Origin of the sequence: Spirosoma flavum (assembly GCF_042686045.1) — a bacterium.
Lineage (GTDB): Bacteria > Bacteroidota > Bacteroidia > Cytophagales > Spirosomataceae > Spirosoma > Spirosoma flavum.
Genome location: NZ_JBHUOM010000002.1, coordinates 518,095 through 531,015 on the forward strand (window position 1 = coordinate 518,095; position 12,921 = coordinate 531,015).

The window sequence follows — 12,921 nt, forward strand, 5'->3', positions numbered from 1 at the left end:
CAGTATTGAAGATGAAGAAAATCCCTTCATTTTAAGTGACTGCATCCTTGTTCGCCGGAATGAGCGAAGGATAAAAATAATGATAATGGATATCCTGTACATTGAAGCCGACAGGAATTACAGTCGCATTTTTACTAGAGAAAAAGAATATTTGTTATCCGTCACGTTCAAGAACATTGAAGAAAAGTTACCCCAGCCTTTTTTTATGCGCATTCATTGCTCCTATATTGTTGTATGCTTGAACTGGATGCCTTTAATAAATACCTACAACGGATTATATCGTTGTCTCTAGAGGAATTTGCTGAGTTTACGGTTGCATTTAACGTAAAGCAGATCAAGAAAAAACAATTCATTATTCAGCCCGACTTTATAGCCAGATATAGGACGTTCGTTATAAAAGGGGCTTTTCGGTCATACGTGATTGACAAGGATGGCGTGGATCATACTATCCAATTTGCGATGGAAGACTGGTGGATTTCCGATATCAACAGTTATATCTATCAAAAACCTGCTACCATGTTCGTCGTGGCTCTGGAAGACAGTACGGTCTTGCAGATTGAGTACGAAACCGAACAGCTACTAAAGCAGGCCAACCCTAAATTTGAACGCTTTTTCAGGATCGTCGCCGAGCGCACGGCGGCTTTTCATCAACGCCGAATCATTTCAGCCCTGACCCGTACGGCGGAAGAGCGCTATACGGATTTTCTGGAAACGTATCCCACTGTCGCCCAGCGGTTACCACAATTTGCCCTTGCTTCTTATCTGGGTATGACCAGAGAGTTTCTGAACAAAATACGCAACCATAAAGTGAAGAGAAAGTGAACCAGTTCACAGGAATAATGTAATCTAGTTCATTTTTCAGGACTTCAACTGACGGCACCTTTGTGTTTGTAAAACAACACGAAAATGTCAGGTAAATTAGAAAATACAGTAGCTGTAATTACCGGGGGTAATAGCGGTATTGGTTTAGGAACGGCAAAATTATTTGCCAGTGAAGGCGCAAAGGTTACCATTACGGGTCGTACTCAATCCACGATTGACACGGCTATCGAAGAGATCGGTCATGGTGCCATCGGTCTTGTAAGCAATGTAGGTGAGGTGGCCAGTTTTGAGCCGCTCTATACTACAGTTAACCGTACGTTTGGTAAAATAGATGTACTGGTCGTCAATGCCGGTATTATGGTCATGGCTCCGCTCGAAGAGTTTACCGAAGAGCTATTTGACCAGATCATTAATATCAATTATAAAGGCGTTTTCTTCACCGTGCAAAAAGCACTTCCCTTTCTGAATGAGGGTGCTTCCATCATTATTACATCGTCTACAGTAGCCAACAAAGGCATACCCAACGGCGCAGCTTATACCTCCTCAAAAGCGGCAGAGCGTTCACTGGTCCGTGCGTTTGCCGCCGAACTGGCGGGTCGGAAAATTCGGGTGAATGCTCTTTCTCCAGGCGCAGTTGATACGCCGATTTTTATAAAAGCAGGGTTGTCCCAGTCAACAGCCGACGGAATGAATAGCTTTTTTGCTAATGCAGTCGCCTTAAAACGACTCGGAACCGTAGACGAGATGGCGAAAGGATTCCTCTTCCTGGCGTCGGATGATTCGTCTTATATGACCGGCGCTGACCTGGTCATTGATGGTGGATTCCGGGATTTGTAAACTCAAAAATTAATAGTGAACAGGGCTTTCTTATTGCCGTGGTGTCGGTTTTAAGAAACCGACACCACGGCAATAAGAAAGCCCTGTGGGAATGCAGAAAATGAATTATTGTTAAAGAAAATTCATCATCGGGTGAAGAATAACCTGGAAGTATTGTTCACCAGAAACTCTACCAGGGCCAAAACCTGGGTGCTGAGGTTAATGAAAGACTATTTCATTAACCTCAGCGATAATATACTTGATTCGTTTGGTGAACACAAAAGGGTGCAAGTGCAGATGGAATATGCCATGAACGCATCGAACATAGATCTGGACTAGTCTAGTCTAGTAGTAATCCTGTCACTAGATTTAGGGCACTTCTTTCAGGGGCGGACTTGCCCGCTGAGAAACGAAATGTGAGTTACACTCGCCTTGTTGGTGACGGCCAATGTCTTGTCAAAAGTGATATACCTTCTTTGTAAGATAAACGAAACGCTTGCTGGATAGGCAACGTATCCGGCTGTACAGCCATTTTCCTAATCTGGTCTGCCACGGGTCAGTTAACATAACAAGGTCAATGTCACTATTTTTAGCTCCACCTGGGATTTTTATTTCTTGATATGTTGGAAATCTTTTCTCCAGTATCTTTTAGCCTCTTTTTCACCAGGATTAACATGCCGGGATTGAATCCACTTGAGTGCCTGTCCAGGAATGCTTCGGCATCCGTTACGTTTTTTAGCGCCTTTTGCCAGTCGACTTGTTCCCAGATGGCCCCCACATCAACTTTCGCAGCTTTGTATAATCCCATGCTGCCTGTAACAACGGAAATAGCTGCCCCACCGCCACCTGCTACCGCTCCTATTGCTTGGGAGCCCACCTCGGTAGTCGCCATCAGTCCTCTGGTTAGACCCTCTTTAGCGCCTATGGCCCCAGACCCTTTTGCTAACTCCTTTCCTCCCAAAACTGCTCTTCCATGCTGCACGCCACCTTCCTGCCGTGCGTTTGCCAGTCCTCTATCTGCAACTGCCCGTGCAGCACCTATCCCTACACCTGCTGCTCCCGAAGATACCGCAATCGCTATTCCGGCAGCGGTCATTGGAATTGCCGCCAGTCCGCCGGTAGCCACAATGGCACTAATCATTAGTCCGGCACCTACCAGGCCCAACGCTATTTGTGCTCCGCTTAATGCCGCCAAACGGTTTCGCCACGTTGTCACATCGGTCTCATTATTCTCAAACAGGGAAATGAGTTCATCAATATTTTGACACCATGCGGCTAGTTCGCTGAAACGTTCCAGTTGAAGTTTACTAGGCATGGGAGTCATGATTCCGCGGTCCCTACTGCTACGCGCCCTGCCTTCCCCTGCGCCAATATCGGCAAAGGAGTCATCCACTTCATACGCTAGCGAAGTGCCCGGTTCGGCAGCAATGAGAGCAAACGGCTGATCTAATCTTGATATGAGTTCAACCCCGGCTTCGCTGGTATTTAAGGGGGCATCACTGATGAGCGGAGTTGATGCTTCATCCCATCCGCCATTGCGGTCCCGCCCATACCAACCTGATTTTCTTACGGTCGCTCCAGTTCCTTGATTCCAATATCTCCACTCCCTCCCGCCTGTGTGCACTGTGTGCGTCTTTTTGGCCACCCAATACCCCCGGGAGCTAATCTTACCTGGCAATGATGCCAACTGTCTCACCTGGCCAACAGCAGCAACACTCGCTTGAGCAACCTGCCGTGGGCTACTTGCTTGATGAGCTATTTGCCGTGGGTTACCACTCACTGCCACTGCCGGCCTTGCACTACTGGAAGAAGCAGGTTCACTAACGGCAGGGCTAACCTTCCGTGGCACAACAGATTTGGGAGCAGATCTAGAAAACATGGGGATAAAGAATTATACGTAACTAACTGATAGAGTCAATAAGTCAAAGTACTCTCCAAGAAAGAGTAATTTAAAATTAATTAATTTAAAGGTAACTTTTTTAGGTAAAATGTAGTATTTCCCAGCGAGTGCTTCGGCGTGTAAGCTGTGTGTGTACGTATTAATAAAGCGTTCCCCAATCACCTTAATTTAAAACTCTGCAACAAGGCACTTGTAACGGTACATTTCATTTCTTAACGGGCAAATTCTACCCTTAAAAGAAGTGCCCCATTTAGTAAGGTTACCTGGCTGCTCTGAAAAACAGTATTGTGCTTATTATCAGTTATAAAGCAGGTATTTCTTGCGCATTTGTTTATACGCTGACAAGCCGGGTTCCCAGCTTTGGCGAATTTCTTTTTCGGATTTACCCGCTATGATCTGCTGCTTTAAGTTTTCTGTGCCAGCTAGTTTGTCAAAATTCCCCATTTGCTTGCTCTGGCTCATATCGAAAAATCGGGCTTTGTCGGGGTAGGCTTTGTATAACTCCATCAGCCATTTCAGATTGAGTTGCTTTGTTTTTCGAAACACGTTGGTATCATACTTTCGTAAATCAAGTCCGTAGCAATCTGTATCCTGATGTAAAGGCGTTTCGCTCATGCCCTTGAGGCTAACCGGTCGAAACGAAAAAGGATACAGACCTTTCAGAGCGGGTGCGCCCAAAACCGTGAAGGGCATATATGTGCCCCGACCCTGGCTGATAATTGTTCCTTCGAACAGACAAAGACTTGGATATAGCATAATGGATTGCTGCGTATTTAGGTTTGGTGAAGGCATTACGAGCAATGTATAGGGCGTATCGTGCGTGTAATTCGCTACCTTAATAATACGAAGTTTGCACGGGGTCTTGTTTGGTAATCCCCATCCTTCTCCATTGATCATTTGGGCAAATTCGGCCATGGTCAGCCCATGCGTAATGGGAATACGGTGCATGCCAATGCCCGAATGGAGATGATCGTCTAAAATGGGGCCATCTACGATAAAACCGTTTGGATTAGGACGGTCCAGAATCAATAATTCTTTATTGTTTTTGGCGCAGGATTCCATCACGTGATTGAGCGTGTTGATGTACGTATAAAAGCGCGCTCCCACGTCCTGAATATCGAAAACCATCAGGTCGATGTCCGCTAATTGCTCCTGCGACGGCTTTGCATTTTTGCCATACAGGGACACAACCTTAATGCCGGTTTTAGGATCGACGCTATCGTCAACCTTAGCGCCATTGCTGGCATTTCCTCGAAATCCATGCTCGGGACCAAAAATTTTCACAATGTCAACGCCCAGGCTAACCAGACTGTCAACGCTGGGTTTACTGCCAATAATAGAGGTTTGATTAACGACCATCCCGATGCGTTTTCCTTTGAGGTAGGGCAGATAGGCGGAGATTTGCTCCGCCCCCGTCAGTACTTTCTGGTTCGCTTTTTTCGGTATGGTGGTGACTACATCAGGGGCAGCTACGAACGAATTACGGAAAAGGCCAACATGTGTTATTGAGCAAAGAAGCCCGATTACCAATGGTAGCAAAACGAATAAAATGATTTTCATGAAGATCAGCGTAGCGGTAGTTGGGCAGCAAGTTGCTGATAAAAGAGTTTGTGAACAAGCCTTGTTATGCCGTTTGTACCGTCTTTGCCAGATTCGTCAAGGATGATTTGATAGGTTGAAAACTGTTGCTAGAACCGAGATCAAAACCATAGCTGCTATTACCGGACGGGCTATTAATCCTGAAAGTAAAGTCCTGTATACCGTGTAGCCTATAATAGTATGAAAAGTTACGCCATGTTAAATTAATAATACATTTAGTACCTGTTTAGAATAAAATAAAACTTTTATGTAGGTTTATCGACCAGTCATCAACAAACCTACGTGTATGCTTGAATTCATAAGATCCAAAAAATTTTACGCAGCCTGCGCGGTCGTTGGCTCGTTGATAGTAGGCTGTCATTCAATCAGTGAGTTGACGCCAGGTGTCAATGACAAGGCTCTTTCCAGTGGAGCCCGAAAGCTGGCTGTATCACTGGCAGAAGGGTTTGAAGTTGGTTCAACTAGCCCCAAAACGGCGTATGATGTGTCGCCAACCGGATCAGCCAGCGGAGATAATGTAACGTTACCCTCCGGCTCGTGGACTATTTATGATGCACTAATTGGTAATTTGAGTGGTGATCTGAAAGCGGGTTCATGGTCGGCTAGAATCCGTAACACAGGTAAAATCACTATGCTGTTCGATGTAACGTCAGGAATTAGCACCGTTACGATCAAACACGGAACCTATAGTAGTGACGCGTCGAGTCAATGGGGATTATGGTATTCGATTAATGGGGGCAGTAGCTGGACACAAACGGGCTCAAACATTACCACAACCTCAACGCTACAGACGCAAAGTTTTACACTGAACGCATCGGGAACGGTTCGGCTGGAAATTCGTAAAGTTTCTGGATCAGCAAATCGAATTAATATCGACGATATTAGTATCAACGATAATGCTGGAGGAGGCACGCCTACAGGCAAAAAGTTTTTGTTTGATGCCAGCCATTATGAAAACGCCGGTAGTGCCGATTGGCAGATTGACGCCGACGGCACCGAAAGTGTTCCGCTCTATACGGGCGGGACAACTGTAGAAACGAAGGCTCAACGGGTACCAACGCCATCCTATACCGGCATCACATCAAGTACTCTAGAAACCTACTGGAAAGGCGGTATATCATCCTGGGCCGTTGAACTGGTTAAACGTGGTAATCTGGTTGAGACGCTTCCAAATGGAACGGCTATCACGTACGGAAACGCTGCCAATCCGCAGGATTTAAGCAATTACGCTGTTTATGTAGTCGTGGAGCCTAACCGTCTGTTCACCGCTTCAGAGAAAACGGCTATCATGAATTTCGTCTCCAATGGTGGTGGATTGATGATGGTTGCCGACCATACCGCTCCGTCGCTGACGGGTACCGACCCTAATGGCTACAACCCATCAGACCGAGACGGCGATGGAGCCGATTCGCCCAGAGTGTGGAATGATCTGATGTCGAACAATGGTATCAACAACAATAAACCGTTTGGCTTTGTCATCGACTACATAGACATCAGTGAACAGCCAACAACCAAAGTATATTCGGGTACTAATACCAATGCGCAAAAAGTACTGGGCGGCCTTGCCGGTACTGCCTCAAAGCTGGCTTTCTATAATGGGACAACTGCGACCCTCTACCCGACAAACAACACAAACGTACAGGGCTTATTCTGGCGGATGAGTAGCACAGTAGGTAGCACAACTAGCGTTATGGCATTGCTTTCTACGTATGGCAGCGGACGCGTGGTATTTGTCGGCGATAGCTCACCAGCCGACGATGGAACGGGTGATACGAATGACAGCTTATTTAATGGCTGGTCGGGAGACGCTCCATCTGGGTATACCTCGCATCCGGCCTTGCACATTAACGCTTCGCTGTGGCTGGCTAAAATCCAGTAAACGTAATGGGGAGTAGGCTAGCTTACTCCCCATTACGTTTACTCACTTCGCAGACTTTTCACAGGGTTCATCAGAGCGGCTTTGATACTCTGAAAAGAGATGGTCAATAAGGCAATGCTTACCGCCAGCAAACCCGCCAAGCCAAACATCCACCAGGCTAGATCAATCTTGTAGGCAAAACCCTGCAACCATTTATTCATGGTGTACCAGGCAATAGGCGAGGCAATGATAATGGCAATAAGCACCAGTTTCAGGAAGTCGGTTGAGAGTAGTGTAACGACGCTACCTATTGATGCACCCAGCACCTTGCGGACCCCGATTTCTTTGGTGCGTTGCTCTGCCGTAAAAGTAGCCAGTCCAAATAAACCCAGACACGAAATGAAAATGGCGAGACACGCAAAGTAGTTGGCCAATTGGCTAACGACCTGTTCGCTCCTGTAAAGTTTGGCGTACTCCTGGTCCGAAAACTGGTATGTGAACGGGAACTTGGGATTCAATTCTTTGCAAACATTCTCCAGACTGGTGAGAGCCTCTTTAGTTTTGCCCGCTTCGATACGAACGAGTATGGTGCCCCACTGTCGTTTTTCATCCAGCCGCATGATCAGCGGCTCAATTGTCTGATGCATTGAGTTAAAATGAAAATCTTTCAAAACGCCAATAATCACGCCTTGCTTTTTACCCCAGATCAGTGGTTGGCCAATCGGCGATCCGGCCAGTCCATTTGTGTGATTTCGGTTTTTATAGCCGATTTTCGCTAAAGCAGTCTCGTTCACCAGAAAACCTACAGAGTCGGTACCAAAGGCTTTCGAGAAATCCCGTCCTTCCTTTACTATCAGATTCATTGTCTTCACAAAATCGTATCCAACTGGCGTATCGGCAAACGATGTTGCCACATTGGGGTCTTTGCCGGGCCATGTGAAATCGCCATTATGATGAGCAATAATGGTGGGCGTTCCGCGCATTTGTGAAATGCTCAGAACACCAGACATTTTGCCCGCTTCTTCCTTAAACAGACTATATTTTTTCGCTAAATCGCCCTCTAACGGAATGTAAATGAGGTTTTCGCGATTGTAGCCAAGGTTCTTCGTTTGAACGTAATCGGTTTGGCGATACATCACGATCATGCCTATAATGAGCATAACCGACAGTACAAACTGAAAAACTACCAAACCTTTGCGGAACGTTGTTGCGCCGGCACCAAACCGCAAACTGCCTTTTAACACCCGAATGGGACTCTGCGATGACAGGAAAAGCGCGGGATAACTACCCGCGACGAAGCCTGTTAGTACGAATAAACCCAGCAATGTTGCCCAGAATATAGGCTGGCTAACCGGTAGGAATAAGTGCTTTCCCGTGAGGATAGAAAAGCTAGGTAAGATCAAAGCTACCAGACTAACGGCGATACAAATGGAGAAGAAAGTGAGTAACATGGCCTCGCCAACAAATTGACCCACCAGCGCAGAACGAACCGCCCCAACGACCTTCCGAACACCAACTTCTTTGGCTCGTTTCGTTGAGCGGGCGGTCGCCAGGTTCATGAAATTGATGCAGGCAATGAGCAAAATAAAAATAGCTACGAAGCTAAACAGGCGCACGTATTCAATACGGCCACCATCAAGATACCCATTTTTAAAGGTTGAATGAAGGTACTTTTCGGAATACGATTGCAAACCCAGTTCCGTGATAAACCGTTTGTCTTTTGCTTTATATCGGTAGATAAAGTCCTTGATTTTCGCTTCGACTTTAACGGGATCTGCCTCTGGTCGCAATTGTAACAGGGTGAATGGGTTGGTGTTATTCCAATTACTAACCCACTCATTTACTTTTATATAGGCTTCCCAGGGTCGTAGGAAATCAAACTGCTGCGACGAATTCGCCGGTAAATTTTCAAATACCGCCGTTACCTGTAAATCATCTTTGTTCTCGTAACGTATCTGTTGCCCGATGGCTTTTTCGGGGCTGCCAAAAAACTGGTTAGCCATTTTTCGGGAAATGGCAATACCGTTTGGTGCGTTTAAGGCTGTTTCGGGAGTTCCCTGCAAGAGCGGGTAACTGAACATCTTGAAAAAATCAGCCCCGGCAAACGTTCCCTCCATTTTATTAATCTTGTCCCCGGCTTCGAAGGTAACGGGGTTGTTCCATTCCATACTACTGGCATACTGCACTTCGGGAATGACTCGTTTAAGCTCGTCCGCCAACAAGCCCTGTGTAAGGTAGTCTGCCTCAATTTTGCCATCGTATTGCTGGCGTTCGTACACTTGATACAACTGCTTTCCGTTGGCATGAAAACCATCTACGCTACGTTCATCCTGAACCCAGAGTAGAATCAGCAAACTACACGCCATGCCCAGAGCAAGCCCCACTATGTTGATGCTTGAAAAGCCTTTGTTGCGAACCAGGTTTCGCCAAGCGATTTTGAAATAATTACGTATCATGTCAGGGCTTAGAGAAAAAGGTGTCGAATAGGGTGCTGATAGTGTTGGTTTGGCCAGAGGCCGCAGCAATTTGAGTACGCTCGCTACGTATCGCCAGCGGGCTTTGCGTTCCCCCGCCGTCCGGACCCAATTCGCATAAAGTTCGAGCAAGTCGCCCTGAGTTTCCTCCAGGGTGTTGGGGTCGCCGAAGTTCTCTAGAATTCTCTGAGCCCAGCGAGGTGGTTTAAGGTTGGCGTTCATGTTTTTTTATGTTGTAGAGACCGGTCCGCCGGTCCCTACAAAATTTACTCGCTACGTAGTGATTTAACCGGATTCATCAAGGCCGCTTTGATGCTTTGAAAACTGACTGTTACCAGCGCAATCGCGATGGCCAGAAAGCCTGCCAGAGCGAAGACCCACCAGTCAAGGTCAATTTTATAGGCGAAATCCTGTAACCACCTATTCATGGCGTACCAGGCCAGAGGTGAAGCAATGACAATAGCAATCACGACCAATTTCAAGAAGTCTTTCGACAGAAGGGCCACAACGCTGGCCACCGATGCGCCGAGTACTTTGCGAACACCGATCTCTTTGGTACGTTGTTGCGCCGTGAACATAGCTAGTCCAAACAGACCCAGGCAGGAGATAAAAACCGTTAGCCCGGCGAAGATGCCGAATAGCTGCCCAACTCGTTGCTCAGATTGGTACACCCTGTTGAACCGCTCATTTAAGAATGAATAGGAAAATGGGTTATCCGTTTGCGTTTTCCAGCGTTGCTCTATTGTTTTCAGAAGACCGGGAACATCTGCCGTACGAATACGTAGCGCCATCTGATATTTATCGGCGCCGGAAAACATAACTAACGGCGCAATGTGTTGATGCATGGACTCGAAGTGGAAGTCCTTTACAACGCCAATGACGGTATACAGACGATGACTTCCCGGACTACCATTGCCAACTGTCCAGATTCGCTGACCGACTGGATTCTTCCAGCCAAACCGTTTGACAGCAGCTTCATTTATCACGATGGCGGTACTATCGGACGGATACGCTTTCGAGAAGTTTCGACCCTGAGCCAGCCGGATGCCTAAGGTTGGCAGATAGTGCTCGTCGATATAATAGTTTTTCTCCCGGTAGATTGTCGTTTTGTCGGCTCCGTTTTCTGGCTGAAAACCATCGTTAGAACTGTTAGACGGCCCAGCAGGTATATACCCCGCCTGCGTAACGTCAAGAACTTGCGACAGCTTCACCAGTTCATCTCTAAACGCGCTGTTTTTTTGACCGAGGGCATATGTATCATGTAAAATCAGCACCTGATCTTTATCGAAACCTACCTTTTTGTTCTGGATAAAATGTAGTTGCTGATAGACGACGATAGTGCCGACAATCATTCCGATGGAAACGACAAACTGGGTCGTAACGAGTGTGTTACGTAGCCAGCCACTTCGGAATCCCGCCCGAATGGTTCCTTTAAGCACGCTAATCGGTTTAAAGGCCGAAAGGAAAAAAGCGGGATAGCTACCGGCCAGCAACCCAATCAGCAAACAGGCCAGCAAGATACCCGGCAACATCCAGCCACTCATAAGGGCACTAAATCCAAATTGCTTACCGGCCAACTGATTGAAGCTGGGCAGGGCTGCCGCTACTATACCAAGCGCTACCAGCAATGCAATGAACGTGAGTAACACCGATTCACTCAGAAATTGCCAGACGAGTTGCTGTTTTACCGAACCCAACACCTTCCGGATACCAACCTCTTTGGCCCGCCCTGCCGATCCGGCTGTGGATAGATTCATGAAATTGATGCAGGCAACCAGCAGGATAAAGACAGCGATGATTGAAAAAATGTAAACGTACTTGATGTCGCTATTCGACTCGATTTCCGATTCAAGGTCTGAATGAAGATGAATTGACGTAACTGGCTGAAGCTGAAAGTCGACGCCATTGCCTTTTCGTGTAAACTCAGTCAGGCTTACACCGAAAAGCCCCTGAATTTCCGAGCCGATGTATTTTTTTGTCAGTTCGGGCAGCTTAGCGCTCAGGTCGTCAGCCGAATAGCCCGGACGTAACACAATGTAGGTGAGTATGCTACTGGTAAGCCACGTTTCGCGCAACTGAATTGAGCGCAGGGAACCGAACATATCGTAGTGAAAGTGCGTGTTTGAGGGGACGTCCTGGCACACACCCGTCACTTGGAAAAGTCCACGAGTACCCAGCGTTAACGTTTGGCCGATTGGGTCATGTTCACCAAAATATTTCCGGGCAATTGTTTCCGTAACGACAATTGTATTCGGCTCTGTTAGTGCTGTTTTAGAATTTCCTTTTAGCAGAGGTATCGAAAAAGTCTCGAATACGTTGGAATCAGCGAAAACGACGTGTTCTTCTTTGAAACTCTCCTGGTTATGTTTAACGATAAACGTCCCTTCCTGATTCAGACGGGTAAACGCTTCTACTCCGGCGTAATCACGTGCCAGCGTCGGCCCAATCGGAACGCTCCCCTGTGCTGCATTGATCTCCTTTCCACCCACCTGACCATGAATAATCATTCGGTAGATGCGGTCAGCTTTAGCGTAGTAGCGATCATAGCTCAGTTCGTGGGAAACAAACAGCACAATCAGCAGACACGTAGCGAGACCAACAGCCAACCCGACACTATTAATGGCGGTAAAGGCTTTATTGAGAACCAGATTTCGCCAGGCAATTTTGATGTAGTTTCGTAACATAGCAGGACTTAGAGAAAAAGGTGTCGAATAGGGTGCTGATAGTTTTGGTTTGGCCAATGGCCGCAGCAATTTCAGTACACTTAGGCTGTATCGCCAGCGAGCGCGTCGTTGGCCCACTGTTTCTACCCAGTAGGCGTAAAGTTCGAGCAGGTCGCCCTGCACTTCTTCCTGCGAGTTGGGGTCTGCCCACCAAGACAGGAGTTTTTCACTCCAGCGGGGTGGCTGTCCAACTGGTTCGGCGGTTCGGTGAGATTGCTTTTTGTTAATTGTACTCATCAGTTACCCATCAGTTGCAATGTTTGTGGGGGTAGTGCCTCCCATAATTGTTCGCGAACCTGTTTAACCTCAAGCAAGGCCTTGCGTCCGGCAGCTGTAACGATGAAAAACCGCTTTCGGCGACCCCCGCGTTCAGCCGTAGCCCCGCCCATCTTGGAGGATAGAAAACCTTTTTCTTCCAACCGTTGTAGCGTCGTGTGAACCGTGCTGAACCCAACCGAACGACCCGTTTTCTGCTCTATCGCCTGCGTAACTGTAACGCCGTAAGCGCTTTCATCGAGAATCGCCACCGTTAGCAGAACTACCTCTTCAAACTCTCCCAGAAAGGCCCTTTTCATGACATAATGATATTATACGATAATGTCGATCAAATGCGGTGCCAACTATCAAAATCGCTCTTTTTCACTCTGAAATGGCGTTTTTAGGAAATTGTGCGTGTATCATCTGTCCGATTCTGGACAATGGGTGTCTGCAAAACGGACACGGCAATCC

The 12,921-nt window shown here is 47.1% G+C and carries 9 protein-coding genes; 4 read left to right on the forward strand and 5 right to left on the reverse strand.

Annotation, left to right across the window (positions count from 1 at the left end):
• The first annotated feature begins 85 nt into the window (after positions 1-85).
• The 3 genes from ACFS25_RS07675 (at position 86) to ACFS25_RS07685 (ending at position 1,659) form a co-directional block, all read left to right on the forward strand.
• On the forward strand, positions 86-292 hold the full coding sequence (locus ACFS25_RS07675; RefSeq protein WP_381500792.1) for a LytR/AlgR family response regulator transcription factor: 207 nt from the start codon (positions 86-88) through the stop codon (positions 290-292).
• Positions 235-822: a Crp/Fnr family transcriptional regulator gene (locus tag ACFS25_RS07680; RefSeq protein WP_381498219.1), complete on the forward strand. Its 588-nt coding sequence runs from the start codon at positions 235-237 to the stop codon at positions 820-822. The genes ACFS25_RS07675 and ACFS25_RS07680 overlap by 58 nt, the downstream gene beginning before the upstream one ends.
• An 84-nt stretch (positions 823-906) precedes the next feature.
• Positions 907-1,659: an SDR family oxidoreductase gene (locus ACFS25_RS07685; RefSeq protein ID WP_381498222.1), complete on the forward strand. Its 753-nt coding sequence runs from the start codon at positions 907-909 to the stop codon at positions 1,657-1,659.
• Between the two features lie 568 nt (positions 1,660-2,227).
• On the opposite strand, the gene ACFS25_RS07690 is transcribed toward ACFS25_RS07685, so the two are convergent.
• Together ACFS25_RS07690 and ACFS25_RS07695 are read right to left on the reverse strand one after the other, a co-directional pair.
• Positions 2,228-3,517 (reverse strand): hypothetical protein, encoded by a 1,290-nt coding sequence (locus tag ACFS25_RS07690; protein WP_381498224.1) that lies wholly within the window; start codon positions 3,515-3,517, stop codon positions 2,228-2,230.
• A gap of 318 nt (positions 3,518-3,835) precedes the next feature.
• The gene (locus ACFS25_RS07695; RefSeq protein ID WP_381498227.1) at positions 3,836-5,098 is read right to left on the reverse strand and encodes an exo-beta-N-acetylmuramidase NamZ family protein; all 1,263 of its coding nucleotides are present in this window, start codon (positions 5,096-5,098) and stop codon (positions 3,836-3,838) included.
• A gap of 325 nt (positions 5,099-5,423) precedes the next feature.
• On the opposite strand from ACFS25_RS07695, the gene ACFS25_RS07700 reads away from it, so the two are divergent.
• Positions 5,424-7,016: a hydrolase gene (locus ACFS25_RS07700; RefSeq protein ID WP_381498230.1), complete on the forward strand. Its 1,593-nt coding sequence runs from the start codon at positions 5,424-5,426 to the stop codon at positions 7,014-7,016.
• A 38-nt stretch (positions 7,017-7,054) separates the two neighbouring features.
• On the opposite strand, the gene ACFS25_RS07705 is transcribed toward ACFS25_RS07700, so the two are convergent.
• The 3 genes from ACFS25_RS07705 to ACFS25_RS07715 are packed head-to-tail and all read right to left on the reverse strand — an operon-like array spanning position 7,055 to position 12,767.
• On the reverse strand, positions 7,055-9,691 hold the full coding sequence (locus ACFS25_RS07705) for an ABC transporter permease (protein WP_381498233.1): 2,637 nt from the start codon (positions 9,689-9,691) through the stop codon (positions 7,055-7,057).
• Positions 9,692-9,735: 44 nt separating this feature from the next.
• On the reverse strand, positions 9,736-12,429 hold the full coding sequence (locus ACFS25_RS07710) for an ABC transporter permease (protein ID WP_381498235.1): 2,694 nt from the start codon (positions 12,427-12,429) through the stop codon (positions 9,736-9,738).
• Positions 12,429-12,767 carry a PadR family transcriptional regulator gene (locus tag ACFS25_RS07715; RefSeq protein WP_381498238.1) on the reverse strand — a complete coding sequence of 113 codons (339 nt, stop codon included), beginning with the start codon at positions 12,765-12,767 and terminating at the stop codon, positions 12,429-12,431. The genes ACFS25_RS07710 and ACFS25_RS07715 overlap by 1 nt, the downstream gene beginning before the upstream one ends.
• Between the last annotated feature and the right edge of the window lie 154 nt (positions 12,768-12,921).

Excerpts from the sequence above, each read along its gene's own strand:
- ACFS25_RS07675 (WP_381500792.1), top strand. The coding sequence starts at position 86 with ATGGATATCCTGTACATTGAAGCCGACAGGAATTACAGTCGCATTTTT.
- ACFS25_RS07680 (WP_381498219.1), top strand. The coding sequence starts at position 235 with ATGCTTGAACTGGATGCCTTTAATAAATACCTACAACGGATTATATCG.
- ACFS25_RS07685 (WP_381498222.1), top strand. The coding sequence starts at position 907 with ATGTCAGGTAAATTAGAAAATACAGTAGCTGTAATTACCGGGGGTAAT.
- ACFS25_RS07690 (WP_381498224.1), bottom strand. The coding sequence starts at position 3,517 with ATGTTTTCTAGATCTGCTCCCAAATCTGTTGTGCCACGGAAGGTTAGC.
- ACFS25_RS07695 (WP_381498227.1), bottom strand. The coding sequence starts at position 5,098 with ATGAAAATCATTTTATTCGTTTTGCTACCATTGGTAATCGGGCTTCTT.
- ACFS25_RS07700 (WP_381498230.1), top strand. The coding sequence starts at position 5,424 with ATGCTTGAATTCATAAGATCCAAAAAATTTTACGCAGCCTGCGCGGTC.
- ACFS25_RS07705 (WP_381498233.1), bottom strand. The coding sequence starts at position 9,691 with ATGAACGCCAACCTTAAACCACCTCGCTGGGCTCAGAGAATTCTAGAG.
- ACFS25_RS07710 (WP_381498235.1), bottom strand. The coding sequence starts at position 12,429 with ATGAGTACAATTAACAAAAAGCAATCTCACCGAACCGCCGAACCAGTT.
- ACFS25_RS07715 (WP_381498238.1), bottom strand. The coding sequence starts at position 12,767 with ATGAAAAGGGCCTTTCTGGGAGAGTTTGAAGAGGTAGTTCTGCTAACG.